The sequence below is a fragment of the Antricoccus suffuscus genome, from assembly GCF_003003235.1.
GTDB classification, from domain to species: Bacteria; Actinomycetota; Actinomycetes; order Mycobacteriales; family Antricoccaceae; genus Antricoccus; species Antricoccus suffuscus.
On record NZ_PVUE01000016.1, the window covers coordinates 25549 to 43132 of the forward strand.

The 17584-nt window shown below is 65.3% G+C and carries 17 protein-coding genes; 7 read left to right on the forward strand and 10 right to left on the reverse strand.

The genetic code is table 11. The features are described 5' to 3' along the window. Nucleotides 1-9: 9 nt before the first annotated feature. From CLV47_RS16335 to CLV47_RS16360, 6 genes are all read right to left on the reverse strand, one after another. Entirely contained in the window at nucleotides 10-1176 is a 1167-nt protein-coding gene (locus tag CLV47_RS16335; protein ID WP_106350130.1) for an acyl-CoA dehydrogenase family protein, read from the reverse strand. A 174-nt stretch (nucleotides 1177-1350) separates the two neighbouring features. After that, nucleotides 1351-2481, reverse strand: a complete 1131-nt coding sequence (locus CLV47_RS16340) for a cysteine desulfurase family protein (protein ID WP_106350211.1) — start codon at nucleotides 2479-2481, stop codon at nucleotides 1351-1353. Beyond that, nucleotides 2478-3407: a carboxylating nicotinate-nucleotide diphosphorylase gene (gene nadC / locus CLV47_RS16345; protein WP_106350131.1), complete on the reverse strand. Its 930-nt coding sequence runs from the start codon at nucleotides 3405-3407 to the stop codon at nucleotides 2478-2480. The genes CLV47_RS16340 and nadC overlap by 4 nt, the downstream gene beginning before the upstream one ends. Then, on the reverse strand, nucleotides 3401-4924 hold the full coding sequence (gene nadB / locus CLV47_RS16350; RefSeq protein ID WP_106350132.1) for an L-aspartate oxidase: 1524 nt from the start codon (nucleotides 4922-4924) through the stop codon (nucleotides 3401-3403). The genes nadC and nadB overlap by 7 nt, the downstream gene beginning before the upstream one ends. After that, nucleotides 4921-6180, reverse strand: a complete 1260-nt coding sequence (gene nadA / locus CLV47_RS16355; protein WP_106350133.1) for a quinolinate synthase NadA — start codon at nucleotides 6178-6180, stop codon at nucleotides 4921-4923. Before nadA ends, nadB begins: the two co-directional genes overlap by 4 nt. Before the next feature lie 16 nt (nucleotides 6181-6196). Continuing rightward, a complete protein-coding gene (locus CLV47_RS16360) occupies nucleotides 6197-6925 on the reverse strand; it encodes an NUDIX hydrolase (protein WP_106350134.1) in 729 nt (242 codons plus the stop codon). A gap of 99 nt (nucleotides 6926-7024) precedes the next feature. Between CLV47_RS16360 and glsA the strand changes: the two genes are divergently transcribed. Further along, nucleotides 7025-8374, forward strand: coding sequence for a glutaminase A (gene glsA, locus CLV47_RS16365; RefSeq protein WP_106350135.1), 1350 nt, complete (start codon nucleotides 7025-7027; stop codon nucleotides 8372-8374). Nucleotides 8375-8420: 46 nt separating this feature from the next. On the opposite strand, the gene CLV47_RS16370 is transcribed toward glsA, so the two are convergent. Beyond that, complete coding sequence (locus CLV47_RS16370; RefSeq protein ID WP_106350136.1) at nucleotides 8421-9080, reverse strand: response regulator transcription factor; 660 nt, start codon at nucleotides 9078-9080, stop codon at nucleotides 8421-8423. Next, a complete protein-coding gene (locus tag CLV47_RS16375; protein ID WP_170111119.1) occupies nucleotides 9077-10237 on the reverse strand; it encodes a sensor histidine kinase in 1161 nt (386 codons plus the stop codon). The genes CLV47_RS16370 and CLV47_RS16375 overlap by 4 nt, the downstream gene beginning before the upstream one ends. Before the next feature lie 134 nt (nucleotides 10238-10371). Here CLV47_RS16375 and CLV47_RS16380 point away from each other — a divergent pair, with 134 nt between their 5' ends. Both CLV47_RS16380 and CLV47_RS16385 read left to right on the forward strand, forming a co-directional pair. Further along, nucleotides 10372-11319 carry an ABC transporter ATP-binding protein gene (locus CLV47_RS16380; protein ID WP_106350138.1) on the forward strand — a complete coding sequence of 316 codons (948 nt, stop codon included), beginning with the start codon at nucleotides 10372-10374 and terminating at the stop codon, nucleotides 11317-11319. Continuing rightward, on the forward strand, nucleotides 11319-12173 hold the full coding sequence (locus tag CLV47_RS16385; RefSeq protein ID WP_106350139.1) for an ABC transporter permease: 855 nt from the start codon (nucleotides 11319-11321) through the stop codon (nucleotides 12171-12173). The genes CLV47_RS16380 and CLV47_RS16385 overlap by 1 nt, the downstream gene beginning before the upstream one ends. A gap of 8 nt (nucleotides 12174-12181) precedes the next feature. Here CLV47_RS16385 and CLV47_RS16390 read toward each other — a convergent pair whose 3' ends face one another. After that, the gene (locus CLV47_RS16390) at nucleotides 12182-12835 is read right to left on the reverse strand and encodes an NAD(P)H-binding protein (protein WP_106350140.1); all 654 of its coding nucleotides are present in this window, start codon (nucleotides 12833-12835) and stop codon (nucleotides 12182-12184) included. A 71-nt stretch (nucleotides 12836-12906) separates the two neighbouring features. Beyond that, a complete protein-coding gene (locus tag CLV47_RS16395; RefSeq protein WP_106350141.1) occupies nucleotides 12907-13422 on the reverse strand; it encodes a winged helix-turn-helix transcriptional regulator in 516 nt (171 codons plus the stop codon). Nucleotides 13423-13481: 59 nt separating this feature from the next. Here CLV47_RS16395 and CLV47_RS16400 point away from each other — a divergent pair, with 59 nt between their 5' ends. The 4 genes from CLV47_RS16400 to CLV47_RS16415 all read left to right on the forward strand — a co-directional run bounded on the left by CLV47_RS16400 (nucleotide 13482) and on the right by CLV47_RS16415 (nucleotide 17561). Further along, entirely contained in the window at nucleotides 13482-14876 is a 1395-nt protein-coding gene (locus CLV47_RS16400; protein WP_202862643.1) for an MFS transporter, read from the forward strand. Between the two features lie 81 nt (nucleotides 14877-14957). Beyond that, nucleotides 14958-15401: a DUF2871 domain-containing protein gene (locus CLV47_RS16405; RefSeq protein ID WP_106350142.1), complete on the forward strand. Its 444-nt coding sequence runs from the start codon at nucleotides 14958-14960 to the stop codon at nucleotides 15399-15401. A gap of 28 nt (nucleotides 15402-15429) precedes the next feature. Beyond that, nucleotides 15430-16962: an MFS transporter gene (locus CLV47_RS16410; protein WP_106350143.1), complete on the forward strand. Its 1533-nt coding sequence runs from the start codon at nucleotides 15430-15432 to the stop codon at nucleotides 16960-16962. An 83-nt stretch (nucleotides 16963-17045) separates the two neighbouring features. Then, nucleotides 17046-17561: a putative immunity protein gene (locus tag CLV47_RS16415; RefSeq protein ID WP_106350144.1), complete on the forward strand. Its 516-nt coding sequence runs from the start codon at nucleotides 17046-17048 to the stop codon at nucleotides 17559-17561. Nucleotides 17562-17584: the final 23 nt, after the last annotated feature.

Sequence of the window (17584 nt, forward strand, 5' to 3'; positions counted from 1 at the left end):
GAGTGTCCGTTAGTAGGAACGCGGCAGGCCGAGGACATGCTCGGATACGTAGTTCATGACCATCTCCTGTGAGACAGGAGCGATCTTCATGAGCCGCGACTCGGTCCAGTAGCGACCGACGTTGTACTCCTTGGCGAAGGAGAATCCGCCGTGCGTCTGCATCGCCCGGTCGGCGGCGAAGAACGCCGCGTCGGAGGCCAGGAACTTCGCCGAGTTCGCCTGCTCGCCGCAGGGCATTCCGGCGTCGTACCGCCACGCCGCCTCGCGCACCGCGAGCTCAGCGGCGTGCAGGCGCATGTGCGCTTCGGCGAGCGGAAACGCGATGCCTTGGTTTTGGCCGATGGAGCGGCCGAACACGCGGCGATCGTTGGCGTAGTTGACAGCGGTCTTGAGCGCAAGCTTGCCGATGCCGAGCGCCTCGGACGCGATCAGGATGCGCTCCGGGTTGAGCCCGTCGAGTAGGTAGGAGAACCCGCGCCCTTCCTCGCCGACCAGGTCGTCGGCGTCAACCTTGAGGCCGTCGTACCGCACCTCGCAGGAGGCGACCGCGTTGCGCCCGATCTTGTTGATGGGCTGGATATCGACCTGAGGGTTCTGCAGGTCGGCAAGGAGCAGCGACATGCCATCGGTACGCCGCTTGCACTCGGCCAGGGGCGTCGTACGGCACAGCAGGAGGACCTTGTCGCTGTCCTGCGCCTTGGTGGTCCAGACCTTCTGACCGTGTACGACGTAGTGATCGCCGTCCTTGACTGCGCGCGTCGTGATCGAGGTCGTGTCTGTGCCGGCATCGGGCTCAGTGACCCCAAAAGCGACGTGCAGGTCGCCGGCTGCGACTTTCGGCAGGTACTTCTCTCGCATCTGCGCGGAGCCGTGCTTAGCCACCGGATTCATGCCGAAGATCGACAGGTGAATCGCGCTCGCGCCGTTCATTGCGGCGCCAGAGGCGGCGACTTCTTCCAGGATTACGGAGGCTTCGCTAATCCCGCGCCCGCCACCGCCGTACTCCTCGGGGATCGCGATGCCGACCCATCCGCCGTCGGCCATCGCCTTGTAGAAGTCCCACGGAAACTCGTGCTGCTCATCGCGGGCACGCCAGTACTCATCGTCGAATGACTTGCACACATCTCGAATCGCCCCGCGGATGCTGGTGATGTCTTCGTCTTCATCGAACTGCATGGTCGTCTCCTCGCGCGTTTACTCGTGCAGGTGCTGGCGGACGGACGCGCTCCCGCGCCGATGGCCCGCAGTCCACATTAGACGGCACCGTTTGACGGACCGCGAGAATGCCCTGATTGCCCGTGAGCACGTCCGCGCCCATACCGTGCTCGGTGGCGTATGAGCGAGTCAACGTCACGGATGGGCCGGGGCGAGGGTGGTGATCGCTTCTCGCAGTGCGCGCACGACGAATTCCGCCTGCTCGCGGCTGAAATCGGCGCCAAAGGTGAACCGGACGGCGGTCTGTGCCACCTCTCGTTCGATGCCGACGGCCGTCAGCACGTGCGAGGGTTCGTCGCTGCCGGCGGCGCAGGCCGAACCGGACGAACAGACGATGCCGGACTCCTCGAGCCGCAGCAACACCGACTCGCCGCTTGTGCCGGGGAAGCAAAACGACGCGTTGCCGGCGAGGCGTGACGTCCGGTGTCCGGTCAGCACCGCGCCGGGCACCGACTGCAGTACGCCGTCGATGAAAACGTCGCGCACCTCGAACAAGTCTGCGACGGCGGGCGAGGCGAGCCCGAGCGCGGTGGCCAGGCCGACGGCCGCGGCAACGTTTTCGGTGCCGGACCGTGCGCCACGCTCCTGGCCGCCGCCATGTAGGACCGGCTCGAGTTGCACTCGTCCTCGCACGTAGAGCGCGCCGATGCCTTTGGGGGCACCGAGCTTGTGCCCGGACAGGCTGAGCGCGTCGAGTCCGAGGTCGCGCACGTGGATCGGCAGCGAACCGACGGCCTGGACGGCGTCACTGTGCAGCGGTACGCCGACGGCCCGGCAGATCTTGGATATAGCGCCGATCGGTTGTACCGTGCCGATCTCGTTGTTCGCCATCATGATCGATACCAGAGTGCTCGAAGGTGTTACCAGATCGGCGAGCGCGTCAAGGTCGACCATCCCCGTGTGATCGACTGGCACATAGTCGATCTGGAAGGCGTGATGGCGCCGTAGGTAGTCGCACGACTCGAGTACTGCGGGATGCTCGATCGGAGACGTGACGATGTGCCGCGCACGAGGCGTGGCCAGCGAGACCCCTTTGATCGCAAGGTTGTCTGCCTCCGTGCCCCCGCCCGTAAACACGATTTCGGTGGGTCGTGCTCCGACGTACCGCGCTACCGTCGCGCGCGCCTTTTCAAGCGCGACCGATGCCCGGTTCCCGATCTCGTGATGGCTCGACGGGTTGCCGAAGTCGCCGGTCAGGTAGGGCCACATCGCCTCGAGGACCTCGCGGCGTACGGCGGTCGTCGCGGCGGCGTCGAGATAGATCACCACGGCGCCGCGGATCGTGCGGATTTTGTGACGGATGGCCGGGATTTTGTGACGGATCGTGGGGCATTTTGTGACGGATCGCGGGTGGTGGTGGCGAAGTCCAGCCCAAGGTCGAGACTCCGGATCGTGTGCGTCAGCGCGCCGACCGAGATGACGTCGACGCCGGTCTGCGCGATCTCCCGTACGCCGTCAAGCTCGATCCCGCCGCTCGCTTCGACGACGGCCCGACCGGCGATGATAGCGACGCCCTCACGCAACTCGTCCAGCGTGAAGTTGTCGAGCATGATCGAGTCGACGCCGGCGGCGAGGACCGGCTCAATCTGGTCGATCCGGTCGACCTCCACCTCGAAATGGGTGGTGTGCGAGATCCTTCCGCGTGCCTCCCGCAATGCCAGAGTCAGATCATCGCCGAGCACGGCCAGATGGTTGTCCTTGGCCATCACGGCATCCGACAAAGAGTTGCGGTGGTTATGTCCGCCGCCGCAGCGTACGGCGTACCTCTCGATCGCCCGTAGCCCTGGCGTTGTCTTGCGAGTATCGACGATCCGGGCCTTCGTGCCCGCGGTCTCCGCCGCGTAGCGCGCGGTGGTGGTCGCGATCGCCGACATGCGTTGGACCAGGTTGAGTGCGATGCGTTCGGCGCCGAGCAATGACCGCGCGCTGCCGCGGACGGTCGCGAGCACCTGACCGGATTCGAATAGCGCGCCATCGTCGACGAGGACTTCGACCTCGGTGGCGCCGTCGACATGGCCGAACGCCGCCGCGAAGACCTCGCCGCCGCAAAACACGCCAGGCTCACGCGCGACCAGGTCGGCGCGTGCCGAGACCCCTTGGGGGATAAGACAGTCCGACGTAACGTCTCCCCAGGGGGCGTCCTCGTCCCACGCCATCTGCACTATTCGGTGGATCTCGGCCCGGCTCAGCATGCGCGCTCCAAGTTGATGTGGTGGGCGAAACGACCAGAGGTGCTCGGCCGATCCGCGCGATAGTGGGCGCCGCGCGACTCCTGACGAGCCAGTGCGCCCGCCAGGATGCACAGCCCTGCCTGACGCAGGTTCTCGTCCTCCCGACCGGCAATCGTCGTACGGTCGGCGCGCCAGCTGCGCAGCTGCTTGTCAGCGATCTGCAGCCCGTCGTGATCACGCACGAGTCCGGCGTGGTCCCAGAGTTGGTGCTGCAGCTCGGCCCGGTCGAACGGCGTGACGTCGGCCGGGGCGGAGTCGTCGATCCTCACATCGGTGGGAAACGTCGGCCAGTCACTCGGACACCTGTCGATCGCACGTGCCGCGCGGTCGGCGTACACGAGCCCCTCCAGTAGCGAGTTGGACGCGAGGCGGTTGGCGCCGTGTACGCCGGTGCAGGCTACCTCGCCGACGGCGTACAGGCCCGGCAGCGACGTGCGTCCCCACGCATCGGTGCGTACGCCGCCCATCCAGTAGTGCGCGGCTGGAGTGACCGGTATCGGTTCGTGCGCCCAGTCCAGACCGTGGACTCGGCAGGCCGCGTCAATGCTCGGAAACCGCCGCGCGAGGTACGCCGAATCGCCCAGTGCGGTCGCATCCAGTCGGACAGGCGCTCCATCGTGAGTGCGCATCGCGTCGGCGATGCCACGGGCCACGACGTCGCGCGGCGCAAGCTCGGCGTCCGGGTGAACCGAGGCCATGAATCGATGTCCATCATTGTCGAGCAGAACCCCGCCCTCGCCGCGGACCGCCTCGGAAATGAGGAAGTTTCCCGGTGCAGCAAGGGAAGTGGGATGAAACTGATAGAACTCTGCGTCGGCGATGACCGCGCCGGCGCGCCAGGCCGCAGCAAGGCCGTCGCCCGTTGCGACCGCCGGATTGGTGGTGTGCGCGTAGAGCTGGCCGGCACCACCCGTCGCGAGTATCACCGTGGTGCAGTCAATCTGCCGCAGTACGCCGTCCTCCGACATCACCTCGATGCCCTGGATTCGACCGTCATCGGTCACTAGATCGGCGAGGAAGGTGTGCTCCAGGACCGTCACGTCCGACTCGCGTACTGCGCACGCAAGGCTATAAGCAATGGCGGCGCCGGTCGCATCACCGCCGGCGTGCAGGATTCGTGCGTGTGAGTGCGCCGCCTCCAGCCCGCGCGCGAGGTCGCCGCCGGGGCGTCGATCGAACGCCGTCCCATAGCCGAGCAGCTCCCGGACCCGGTCGGGTCCTTCGGTGCACAGGATTCGGACTGGATCGAGGTCACCCAGGCCGGCGCCGGCGGCATGGGTATCTGCCACGTGGGACTCAACGCTGTCCTCGGGTGGGCCGCCGAGGTCGGGAAGAACCGTCGCGATCCCGCCCTGTGCGTAGCGGGTATTGGACTCGAGCAGGCTCGCCTTGCTGATGAGCGTGACGGACTGACCGGCGCGCGAGGCCGACAGCGCGGCGGTGAGGCCGGCGATGCCGCTGCCGACGACGATGATCACGGAGTCGCCGCCAGCATCCGTTCCAGTGCCACCCGAGCCGGAACGGTGACATCGTCCGGAACACTGATCTGGTTGACGATCTCGCCCGCGACCATGCGCTCCAGGACCCAGGCCAGATATCCGGGATGGATGCGATACATCGTCGAGCAGGGGCACACCACTGGATCGAGGCAAAATATCGTGAGCCGGGGATGGTCGTTGGACAGGCGGCGTACGAGGTTGATCTCGGTGCCGATGGCGAACGTCGTACGGTTTGGGGCCGCGTCGATGGCTTTGGAGATGTAGTCGGTCGAGCCGCTCTCGTCGGCCGCGTCAACGACCTCCATCGGACACTCCGGGTGCACGATGACTCGCACGCCCGGGTGCGCCGCCCGCGCCTGTTCGATCTGCGCCACGGTGAAGCGCTTGTGCACCGAACAGAATCCTTGCCACAGCACGACTTTGGCCGCCTGTAGCACCGGTGCGGTGTTGCCGCCAAGTGGTTTGTTTGGGTTCCACAGTGGCATCTCATCGACGCTGATGCCCATGGCCTTGGCGGTGTTGCGGCCGAGATGCTGGTCCGGGAAGAACAGCACCCGCCGGCCACGGGCAAAGGCCCACTCGAGGACCGTCTTCGCGTTGGACGACGTGCACACGATGCCGCCATTCCGACCGCAGAACGCCTTTATCGCTGCCGAGGAGTTCATGTATGTGACAGGGATGATCGGCGCCAGACCGTCGTCCGACGTACCAAACAGCTCCTCTAGCTGCTCCCAACAGTCCTCGACCTGGTCGATGTTGGCCATGTCGGCCATCGAACAACCCGCCGCGAGGTTGGGCAGAATGACCGCTTGGCCGTCACCCGAGAGCATGTCGGCGGTTTCGGCCATGAAATGTACGCCGCAGAAAACGAGTGCTTCAGCGTCCGGGCGTTGCGTCGCGGCCCGGGCGAGCTGAAACGAGTCTCCGACGATATCGGCGTATTTGATGACTTCATCGCGCTGGTAGAAGTGCCCGAGGATCACAACCCGGTCACCCAGTGTTTCCTTTGCCGACAGGATTCGCGCGTCAAGTTCGTCGATCGATGCATGCTGGTATTCGTCCGGGAGCACGCCTTGACGAGGTGCCGAGGCCGGCAGTACGTCGCCCTGAGATGCTCCCGGGCCGTAGCCGGGAATCGAGTCGAAGGTCCATGGCTCGTCGGCGAGGCCGGGCGCGCAGGTGGAGCCCGGCGCTCCCTGGCCGATCAGCTTGATTGTGGTGTCGACAGATGACACGAGATGCTCCTAGTCCTCAGAGAGTTGATGACGATGGTGGTGTCGTCTGCGGGGCTTCGGTTTCGCCGAAGCGGTAAAGCCGCGGAGGGCGGTGCTTGCCGCCGGTGACGGTCTGGTCGGTTGCGACGAGGTCCTTGGATGCGCGCATCTGGCGTCGAAAGTTGGCCGGGTCGATGCGGCGTCCGAGAACTGCCTCATAGACCTCGCGCAGCTGGGCGAGGGTGAACGTCTCCCCGAGGAAGTTGTGCGCGATTGTGCTGTATTCGACTTTGGTGCGCAGTCGCCACAGTGCGTACTCGACGATTTCGTTGTGGTCGAAGGCCAGCCGGGGCACGTCATCGGCGGCAAACCAGCTCACGTTGTCGCCCTCGGTCGCCTTAGCTGCTTCGTCCGCCTGTACAAGGGCCCAGTAGACGATCGACACCACTCTCAGGTCGGGCGAGCGTTCGACCGCACCGAAGGCGTAAAGCTGCTCGAGGTAGCGCGGTCGCAGCTGGGTTGTCTCGTGCAGGTTGCGATGGGCCGCGTCCTCCAGCGACTCGTCCCAGGCGATCGGGCCGCCGGGCAGGGCCCATCGGTCGACGTACGGCGGGCGGGTCCGGCGTACCAGCGGAAGCCAGAGCTCTCCGAGCCCGGGTTCATCCTGGTCGACGGTGCCGTTGCGGATGGAGAAAATGACGGTCGAGATCGCCAGAGACGGCGGGGCGTAGAGCCGCTCGGAGACGTTCGCGGTGGGGAGGACCATGGGCTCGCTATCGAAAAATTAGTTAAGGTCAATATGACACTAACTAACTATAGACCCTGCCCTCCTCGCTGACAACCCTCCGGCCGCTAGCCTCCTGTCATGCACTCTCCGATCCCGGACTATCTCCAGAGCGTGTGGGACACGTGCGCGCAAAATGTCGATGGCGCCGTGGCTGACTACATCCCTGAGCTCGCCGACGTCGACCCCGATCTGTTTGGCATCTGTGTCGCGACCGCGGATGGCTATCTCTACGAGGTCGGTGATACGCGCACTGACTTCTCGATCCAGTCGATGTCCAAGCCGTTCACGTATGCGCTCGCGCTCGCGCACCGCGGCATCGAGGAAGTGGGCACGAAGATCGACGTCGAGCCGTCCGGGGATGCCTTCAACAACATCTCGCTCGAACGGGCCACTGGCCGCCCCAGCAACGCCATGATCAACGCCGGCGCGATCACCGCCACGTCGCTGATTAAAGATGACGGCGCGGAGTCACGATTCGAGCGGATCCGGGCGGCGTACTCGAAGTACGCAGGCCGCGAGTTGGCGATCAACAACGATATCTACGAGTCCGAGTCCCAGACCGGTTTCCGCAACCGGGCGATCGGTTACATGCTGCGCACCGTAGGCATTCTCGAGGATGACCCGGATCCCGTGCTGGAGGACTACTTCCGGCAGTGCTCGATCAGCCTGGACTGTCGAGACGTCGCGATCATGGCGGCCACCCTGGCCAACGGCGGAGTCAACCCGCGCACCGGAGACCGCCTGCTGTCACAGCCGCTCCTGACCCACCTACTTAGCGTCATGACGACGTGCGGCATGTACGACGCAGCGGGGGACTGGGTCACTTCCGTTGGCATGCCGGCAAAGAGCGGCGTCAGCGGCGGGATCATGGCCGTGCTTCCCGGCCAGCTCGGTCTCGCCGTCTACTCCCCGCGGCTGGACCAACACGGCAACAGCGTGCGCGGCGTACAGGCTTGCGAACGGCTCTCGCGTGACCTCGGGATGCACTTTATGCGTGTATCAAGGGAAAGTAGCTCGGCGATCCGCGCGACGTACACGCTGAGCCAGGCGCATCAGAAAAGTCGCGTTGTGAGCGAGAGCCGGCACGACGAGACGCTAGCCGCGCGTGGCAACGGCGTACGGGTCTATGAGTTGCAGGGCGATCTGCTGTTTACCGGCACCGAAACGTTTCTGCGCGACGTGGGCTCACTGGAGATCGAACCCGGGACCCTTGTCATTGACGTGCAGCGAGTCAACGAGGTCAACGAGGTAGCCCGCCGGTTGATCCTCGAGCTGGTACGACGACTCAACGCCGACGGCCGCCATGCCGTTCTTGTCGACTCCGAGGGCGTGTTCTTCGAGGGGGCCGACCCGACGGAGTTTGCAGAGGTATTCGATGACCGCCGCAAGGCGCTTCGCTGGTGCGCCTCCGCGCTCGTCGAGCCGTAAGAGCGGCGTGGGCGGTGCCTGCTACTTGCTCGGTCGGTGGCTTGGCCTACGGCTCGGAATGAGTGAGCCCCGACTCGACCGCGAAAACGACAAGTTGGGCGCGGTCACGCGCATGTAGCTTGGTCATTGCGCGGCTGACGTGGGTGCGTACGGTTGCTGGACTGAGGAAAAGCGAGGTAGCGATCTCGTCGTTCGATTGGCCGGTCGCCACCCAGCGGACAATCTCAACCTCGCGCTCGGTAAGGCGATGAAGCTCAGGGTGCGGATTGCGTGCCGGCCTGTCACCGGTGAACTGCTCAATCACCGTGCGCGTCACCGACGGCGACAGGAGTGAGCCGCCGTCGGCGACGACTCGTACGGCGCGTAGCAGGTCGGTCGGCTCGGCGTCCTTGAGGATGAAACCGCTGGCGCCATTGCGAAGTGCCTCAAACACGTACTCGTCCATCTCGAACGTGGTGAGCATGATGACGCGCACATTGGTCAACTCTGTGTCGGCATTAATCTCGCGCAGCGCCGCCAGCCCATCGAGTTCGGGCATCCGGATGTCCATGAGCACGACGTTTGGCCGCTCGGTGCGCACGACGGCGAGACCGGCGCGCCCGTCCGCCGCCTCACCGGCAAGCTCGATTCCGGCCTCGGACTCGATGAGCGTGCGCAAACCCATCCGCACTAGCGGCTGGTCGTCGATGATGGCAACCCGGATCATGAGGCCTCCTCAAGGACGCACGGCAGTGTTGCGTGTACGGCGAACCCGCCCTCGGCCCCCGGACCCGCCGCGAGAGTGCCGCCGACCGACTCCGCGCGGGCCCGCATGCCGCGGATCCCGGTTCCGCGCGAGGAGGTGGCTGCGGTCGAACGCGATGGCCCGGACCCGGTATCGATCACATCTAAGGAAAGTGCGCCGTTGTCGTGTCGCACCCGTACGCTCGCTCGCGCCGGCCCGGCGTGGCGCAGCACGTTGGTCAGCGACTCCTGCAGGATGCGGTACGCCGCCTCGTCCACATCCGGGGGTATGCCTTGCAGCATGGGGATGTCGACCGCGACATCTACGCCGCCGCTACGGATGCGGCGTACTAGAACCTCGGCGTCGGCGAGTCCCGAACGAGGTCGCAATGGGGCGTCATCGGTGCCGCCGGCGCGCAGCAGATCAAGTTGCGCGCGCAGGCCGTCGATAGACTCCTTACTCGTCGCGCGGATCGCCTCGAGAGATTCGCGGGCCTTATCGGGTCGAGAGTCGAGCACATGCAAGGCGACGCCTGAGTGCATCGCGATCACGGCGAGTCCGTGGCCAAGCGTGTCGTGCAAGTCCTGCGCCATCTGCAGTCGCTCCTCGGATGCGGCCCGCCGAGCCTGCTCGGCTCGAACTCCCGCCTGTGACTCGCTGCGGGTCCGGATCGCGGTCCCGATGGCGGTCGGTACGGCGATCCAGGCGCAGATCCAGATAATCGCGTCTCCGATACCCCACCATGTGGCGTGCCCAAACATGCCGTGTGCGAGGCCGGTCAGGAGCGCCGCGACGTACAAGATCGCCACTGCGACGAGCGTACGACGCAACTCCACTCGCCGAGCCAGCATGAACACAGCCGCGGCCTCGGAGATCAGAATCGGCCCGAATGCATAGCCAACGGCGAAGTAGGTGATAACGGCCGTACTGGTGATCGTGAAAGCCAGCAGCGGGCGCCATCGCATGATCACCAGAGACGCGGCCGCGATCACGATGAGCGCGTAGGCGAGCGGGCCGGGGGTGCCGAGCCCCTGGTTGATCGAGGCCGGCCGTGTGCCGCCCGCTCCGAAAAACAGCATGAGCGCCGCGAACGCTACATATCCCCACGGGACGGGCTTGAGTGCGGCGAAGTTGGGCATATCGACAAGACTAAGCCAGCGCAGCGCGGTGAGCATCCGAAGCGGGACGTATGCGTCGTACGCAGATTTGCGTACGACGAGTTCAGCCGCTCGCCGGACGTGCAACTACGAGCCCGCGGGAAATAGTCGACCGCATGACAAACGAACTAGTGGTCACCGATCGGTTGACCAAGACTTTTGGCAACCGAACCGCCGTGCGTGACGTGAGCCTGACCGTACGACGCGGCGAAGTGTATGGGTTTCTCGGCCCGAACGGCGCGGGAAAGACAACGACATTGCGGATCGTGCTTGGGCTGGCGACCGCGACTAGTGGTACGGCGACGGTCCTTGGCCTGCCGGCCGGCGACTCCGACGCCGTAGTTCGCACAGGGGCTCTGATCGAGGGGCCGGGTTTCTATCCGTACCTCTCCGGGCGCGACAACCTGCGTTCAATGGCCCGCTATCGAGGGCTGAGTGACCGTGAGGTGGACGAGGTGCTCGAGCGGGTCGATCTCACCGCGCGCGGCAAGGACAAGTTCAAGTCCTACTCGCTCGGCATGAAGCAACGCCTCGGCGTCGCGTCCGGATTGCTTGGTACGCCGGAACTCCTGGTCCTCGACGAGCCGACCAATGGGCTCGACCCCGCTGGCATGGCCGACATGCGCAAGCTCATTCGCGAACTGGCAGACCAGGGCCAGACGGTCATGCTCTCCAGCCACATGCTCGCGGAGGTAGAGGAGGTGTGCGACCGCGTCGGCGTGATCGCGGGTGGCAAGCTGCTCGTGGAGAGCAGCGTTCGTGACCTGCGTGGTACGGCGGCCACCCTGGTCCGCGCCGAACCGCTCGATGCCGCGCTCGCCATCGGCATGCGACTTGCCGGCGACGACGGCGTACACCTGCACGATGGGGCATCGATGCGGCTTGACATCGATCCGGGCCGCGCGCCGGAAGTGACCGCAGCCCTTGTCGCAGAAGGGATCCGCGTGTTTGAGGTGCGCCCGATCGAACAGTCGCTTGAGGAGATCTTCTTCCAACTCACCGGTACGCCGGTCGACACCACGCTGGCCGCCGACTCCATATCAACAGAAAGGCAGGTTGCGTGATGCGATCGCTGATAAATAGCACCCGCGCCGAGCTACTGCGCATCCGCAAGTGGCCGGCGATCTGGATGATGGGTGGCGTCTGGCTGATCCTCAACCTCGTCTTCGGCTACTTGTTTCCGTATCTGTCGTATGTCTCGGGCACGAAGACGTTCAGCGTCGAAGGCGGCTCCCGGGCAGAGCTGATCAGTAGCATCTTGCCTGCCTCGGCTCCGGCAGTAGTAGTACAAGGGATGCCGATGTTTGGTGGCGCGATCATCCTGACGCTCGGGGCGCTTGTCGCGGGGAGTGGATACTCGTGGGGCACATGGAAGACGGTCATGCTGCAGGGCCCACGCCGTACGGCGGCCTTCGGCGGCACGATTCTTGCGGTGCTGTCAGTCGTGTTCCTGGTCGTGGTTGCGACGATGGTCGTCGACTTCGGCGCTGCGAGCCTCATCGCGGCCGGGCAGTCGCAGTCGCTGGCGTGGCCGGCGTTCTCGGTCATCTTGCAGGGCTTCGGGTCGGGCCTGCTGATCATGGCGATGTGGGCGCTCGGCGGGATCGCGCTAGGCACCATCGCCCGCGGCCCGGCTCTCGGAATCGGGCTCGGGCTGGTGTGGGCGCTGGTCCTGGAAAACCTGCTGCGCGGCGTATCGAGTGTCCTTGGGCCGTTCGAGAAGGCGGTCGACTGGATGCCGGGTACGGCGAGCGGATCACTCGCCAGCGCGATCAATGGCGCACCGTCCGCCCAGTCTGGGGCGCCGGGCGTGGTTAGTGTGCTCAGCGGAGGATCGGCAACGCTCACTCTCGCGGTCTACGCCCTCCTTTTCGGCGGGATTGCGATGGTGCTCATGCGCCGCCGCGACATCGCTTGAATCTCCGCTCAATCAGCGAGGTGCTGGAGTGCCTCCCTGATTGGCGTGTCGCCGTTGTTAAACTCGATGAACTTGCCAACCGTGCCGGGCAGGTCGAGTGCGGCAGCGGCGACCAAGGCGACGTCCTCGCGCGTGACCTCGCTCTTGCCGCCGTCGCCAACGGTGATCTTGCCAGTCGCCGGGTCTGTCGTGAGGCGGCTGGGGCCAAGAATCGTCCAGTCGAGCCGGGTCTTCTTCAGATAGTCGTCGGCCGCCGCCTTCGCCTCTGCATAAGCGAAGAAGGCGTTGTCTTCGGCGACGCCATGATCGAGTCGTGCGCCGTGGTAGGACACCATGACGTAGCGTCCTACGCCGGCCTGTTTTGCCGCGTCCATTGATCGAATCGCCGCGTCACGGTCCACGGCATACGTGCGGGCCGCGTTTCCGCCGCCTGCTCCCGCGGACCACACAACGGCGTCGTGGTCCTTTAGATGGCTACAGATGGTGTCGGTGGTGAGATGCTCGACGTCGGCGACGACGGGCTTGGCGCCGGTCTGTTTGACATCAGTAGCGTGGTCGGGGTTGCGAAACAGTGCGGTGACCTCGTGGCCCTCGCTGGTGAGGATGCGAGACAGATGCAGAGCGATCTGCCCGTGACCTCCGATGATGGCAATACGCGACATGTAAGGCTCCCTGGCGTTGGTGTCGGTCCCACCGTAGGCACAAATGTCGTGTGCTGCTCGTGTGGAACGGTTTATCCGCTCATAACCGGCGTGAGGAGTCGGTGTCGTTGCCGAAGTGCCGCACTCACCGCGTCGGTACGCCGGTTGTCCGCTCCCGGGCCGGGACTCGCGTCGATGTCCTCGGGGCCTGGGAAGGCTCCGCAAGAGAGGCAGACGCCGCGGTCGTCGAGGTCGCCGCGACAGTCCGCGTGGGTATAGATGCGACTGGGCGGATTCGCCGTACCGAACCGGTCACCCCATCGTCCGAGTGCAAAGATGCTCGGCCAGAAGGCGATCCCGGCTTCGGTAAGCACATACTCCGGATGGCCGCCCTCGGCGTGGCGTACGAGAAGACCGGCCTCGACAAGGCTCGACAACCGATCAGTGAGCACTGCGCGTGAGATATCGAGATGCGCGAGCAGATCGCTGAACCGACGTACGCCGTAGAAGCAGTCGCGCAGCACGAGCACGGTCCAGCGCTCGCCGACAATCTCAAGGGCGCGTGCGATGGAGCAGTTCTGTGCCGAATATCCAGTGCCAAGTGCCATAGAGACAGCGTACAACATTTGGTCTGTTCAACAGACTCAATGTAGAGTACCTTAGTCTTGTGAACAGACTGAACCTCTCCATCCCGTCCGCGTTCGAGGCGCGTGCAGTGACCCCGGGCCGCACGCTGTTGATCTCCTCGTTGGGGACGTTTATCGCGCTGGTCGTGTATTGCGGCCCGTTAGGCAACATGCCCACCATCGCGACCGCGTTGCACGCCGGCCCCGCGTCGCAGACGTGGATCCTCAGTTCGATGAGCGTGGGGCTGGCCGCATTCCTGTTGACCGCAGGGGCACTGGCCGATGACCTCGGACGTCGGCGCATCTTTGCCGGAGGCGCCGTCATACTCGCCGCTGGATCGGTCCTATGCGCAGTCGCCTCGGGACCGGTGCTGTTCATCGCCGGCCGAGTGGTCGAAGGAATCGGTGGTGCGGCCCTTGTCGCATCCAGTCTCGGACTCGTCGCGCACGTTTTCACCACTCCGGCGCAGCGTGCCACCGCAAGCGGCGTCTGGGGAGCGAGCGTCGGCGCCGGGATCGCTGTCGGTCCTGTCGTCACCGGGCTCCTCGACCTCGCGGGCCTCTGGCGGCTGTTCTACTGGGCGATCGTCGTGTTCGGCGTCGGGCTGGGGTGGATCGCGCATCGAGGGCTGATCGAGTCGCGCGCCGACGCGCCGCGCAAAGTCGACCTGTACGGCGCCGCGACTCTCAGTGCCGCCATGGTGCTGATCTTGGTCGCGCTCGTCGAAGGGCGACAGGGGAACGCGCGAGCGCTGGCCCTCTCGGCTATTGCAGCGGTGGCCTTTGGAGTCGCGTTCATCGTCGTCGAACGCCGCGGCCAACATCCCATGCTTGACCTGCGGCTCTTTCGCGGGCGACGGTTCAGTGCCGCTACCCTGGCCGCGCTGGCCACGGGCGTCGGCGTTATCGGGTTGATGTCGTTTTCTTGCACGTTCCTGGTCAACACGATGCGCCTGTCGACTCTGGACGCCGCACTTGTGCTGGTCGTGTGGTCCGGGATCAGCGTGGCCACGGCGTTGTTGGCGCGGCATCTCCCGGCGTCGATCAGCGGCGGCCACCAGCTTGCGATTGGGCTCGCCGGCGTCGGCGTCGGCTTACTCGCGATGACCGGACTGGCGGCAGAATCCTCGCCGTGGCGGCTGGTCCCTGGCCTGATCATCGCCGGCATCGCCAGCGGGGTCCTCAACGCCGCGCTCGGCCGTGAGGCCGTGGCCAGCGTCCCGGCCGACCGCGCCGGGCTTGGTAGCGGAGCGAACAACACCGCGCGATACCTCGGCTCGTCGATCGGGGTCACCCTCGTCGGGATCATCGCGATGGACCCGAGCGGGCGAGTCTCTGGCATGGTCGCCGGCTGGAACCACGCGGCCCTCGTCACCGGCGTTCTGTCGCTCGCCGGCGCCGCCGCAATCTTTCGGCTTAGCCGCCGGACTGGCTAGCGGAAATCAACCAAAAGGTTGATCGGGGATTCAACCTGCGAGGCGATGGTTGGGTGGTTCTGCCCTGAAACCATTGATGACATGAAAAAGAACTATTACGCCGCACTCACCTACATGGTGCTCGGCCTCGTTGCCGGCCTTTACTACCGAGAGTTCACGAAGGCGCGGGACTTCACCGGGGATACACAGTTGTCGGTGATGCACACCCATCTGCTTGCGCTCGGCATGTTGGTGTTCTTGATCGTGCTCGCGCTGGACAAGCTGTTTGACTTGTCACGAACGAAGTCTTTTAACCTCTTCTTCTGGTTCTATAACGCAGGATTGGTCGTGACCGTCGCGATGATGTTCGTGCACGGGACGATGGATGTCCTCGGCAAGGATGTCTCGGGCGCGGTGCCAGGAATCGCCGGGCTTGGCCATATCCTCCTTACGGTCGGGCTGGCCAGCTTCTTCGTGTCGCTGCGCTCGCGGGCGTTTGGCGACAAGGCAAGCGATGAGTCCGCGCGCGTCGCTGTTGACGCCTGATCGACCAGGAACACGGAGTAGCACGTAAATGAGCAGCACGACGTCGACACGAAACGACGGACAAGGTACGCCGCGGCGCACCTGGATCGGGCTCGGCGTACTCGCCGCCGGCCTGTCGATGATCGTCATCGACGGCACCATCGTCGGAGTCGCGCTGCCGGTCATCATCCACAAACTTAATCTGAGTCTCGGCGACGCGCAGTGGGTCAACAGCCTCTACTCGGTCGTCTTTGCGGCGTTGTTGCTGAGCGCCGGCCGCCTGGGTGATCGGCTTGGCCGTCGCAAGCTGTTTGTCGCCGGGATCGTCGTGTTTATGCTTGGCAGCATTCTCGCGGCCGCGGCGACCGGCGCGACGAGCCTGATCATGGGGCGACTCATCCAAGGCATCGGTGGCGCGTTCGTCCTGCCCGCCACACTGTCCACGGTCAACGCGACGTTCCGCGGCAAGGACCGAGTCGTTGCGTTCGCGGTCTGGGGCGCGGTCATTTCGGGCATGGCGGCGATCGGGCCGCTGCTGGGCGGGTGGCTGACGCATTCGTATACCTGGCCGTGGATTTTCCTGGTCAACGTGCCGATCGGGATCGCCGTACTCATCGGTACCTACTTCACCGTCCCCGAGTCGAAATCGGAGGCTTCCGGGCGCGGTATGGACGTCGGGGGGCTGTTGCTCAGCGCGGCTGGCTTCGGCGCGATCGTCTTTGGCCTCATCGAAGGCAGCGCGGTCGGCTGGTGGACACCGGTCGCCGACCTGCACTTTCTCGGTCTGACCTGGCCCGGCTCCGCGCCGATCTCGATCGCCCCGATCGCGGCAGCCGTTGGGGTCGCCCTCCTGATCTTCTTCGCGGCGGCCGAACGTCGCAGAGTCCGTAACGATCGGTCGGTCATCCTGGACCTGCGACTGTTCCAGATCTCGACGTTCGCCTGGGGCAACGTCACAGCGATGATGGTCGCGATCGGTGAGTTCGGGCTGATCTTCGTGCTGCCGCTGTATCTGATCGACGCACTCGGTATTGGCGGTCTCGGGGCGGGCCTGGTGTTGGGCGCGATGGGCGTTGGGGCGTTTTTCTCAGGTGCCGCCGCACGGCATCTGGCCGCGCGCGTCGGGGCCGCCGGCGTCGTGGTCATCGGGCTGGCGCTGGAAGTCGTCGGCGTACTCGCGACGGCTCTGGTCGTCGGTCCCACCTCCAGTCCGGTGCTGATCGCGATCCTCGTCGTCATTTATGGCCTTGGTCTAGGCCTCGCCTCGGCGCAGCTGACTAGTACGACGCTTGGCGATGTACCCGTTGCCTTGTCCGGTCAAGGCTCGGCGACGCAGAGCACCGTGCGTCAGGTCGGCGCGGCGCTCGGGACGGCGGTAGTGGGCGCAGTGCTGTCGACCGGCGTTGGACAGTCAGACCTGGCAGGCGCGTCGCCGGGGTCGTTTAGCGACGCGACTCGCTACGCTCTGTATGTCGCTGCGGCGTTCTTGGTACTTGGCCTGTACGGCGCGACTCGGGTGGCCGTGGCCGTGCGGCGCAGTGATGTGGTCGATCAAGCGAACGAATCTGTTGCCGCTCGCTAGCCTGATGGCCCAAGGTCAAGTGAGAGGGCTGTGGTGGCGATGGATGAGCCGCGCGTCGTAGTTTGCATGACGGGGTACAGGTCGTGATCCTTCCCAAGGTCCGTGACCCCCGCCTCGTCACGATCCGCCGAGGCGGCACCCTCACCGATGCAGATCATCAACTCCTCGCGCTGTGGGCGGCCACGTGCGCAGAACATGTGCTCGATCTCTTCGAATCGGTTCGACCCGATGATCCCCGCCCACGTCAGGCAATAGAGCACGCCCGAGCCTGGGTGCGCGGCGAGGTGAAAATGATGCAGGCGAGAGCGGCGGGCGGTCACGCAATGGGCGCCGCGAGGGACCTGCAGGGGGCGGCGCGGCACGCGGCGTACGCGGCCGGCCAGGCGGGCGCGGTCGCCCATGTAGCCGAGCACGATCTCGGTGCGGCCGCTTACGCGATCAAGGCCGCACGTGCGGCCGCTCCGGACGGCCACGGCGTGGCCGCCGGGCGAGTTGAGTGTCAGTGGCAGCGCGATCAGCTTCCTGCGGCGATCCGCGAGCTCGTACTGGACGATCAACGGCTGCGCAATGACATCTGCTGGTCGGTCTTCGACAGCTAGCGGCCAGGACACACATAATGAGC

Bases quoted from the DNA above. Each gene is read 5' to 3' on its own strand.
- CLV47_RS16335 (WP_106350130.1), bottom strand. From the start codon at position 1,176: ATGCAGTTCGATGAAGACGAAGACATCACCAGCATCCGCGGGGCGATT.
- nadC (WP_106350131.1), bottom strand. From the start codon at position 3,407: ATGCTGAGCCGGGCCGAGATCCACCGAATAGTGCAGATGGCGTGGGAC.
- CLV47_RS16360 (WP_106350134.1), bottom strand. From the start codon at position 6,925: ATGGTCCTCCCCACCGCGAACGTCTCCGAGCGGCTCTACGCCCCGCCG.
- glsA (WP_106350135.1), top strand. From the start codon at position 7,025: ATGCACTCTCCGATCCCGGACTATCTCCAGAGCGTGTGGGACACGTGC.
- CLV47_RS16370 (WP_106350136.1), bottom strand. From the start codon at position 9,080: ATGATCCGGGTTGCCATCATCGACGACCAGCCGCTAGTGCGGATGGGT.
- CLV47_RS16375 (WP_170111119.1), bottom strand. From the start codon at position 10,237: ATGCCCAACTTCGCCGCACTCAAGCCCGTCCCGTGGGGATATGTAGCG.
- CLV47_RS16380 (WP_106350138.1), top strand. From the start codon at position 10,372: ATGACAAACGAACTAGTGGTCACCGATCGGTTGACCAAGACTTTTGGC.
- CLV47_RS16385 (WP_106350139.1), top strand. From the start codon at position 11,319: ATGCGATCGCTGATAAATAGCACCCGCGCCGAGCTACTGCGCATCCGC.
- CLV47_RS16390 (WP_106350140.1), bottom strand. From the start codon at position 12,835: ATGTCGCGTATTGCCATCATCGGAGGTCACGGGCAGATCGCTCTGCAT.
- CLV47_RS16395 (WP_106350141.1), bottom strand. From the start codon at position 13,422: ATGGCACTTGGCACTGGATATTCGGCACAGAACTGCTCCATCGCACGC.
- CLV47_RS16405 (WP_106350142.1), top strand. From the start codon at position 14,958: ATGAAAAAGAACTATTACGCCGCACTCACCTACATGGTGCTCGGCCTC.
- CLV47_RS16410 (WP_106350143.1), top strand. From the start codon at position 15,430: ATGAGCAGCACGACGTCGACACGAAACGACGGACAAGGTACGCCGCGG.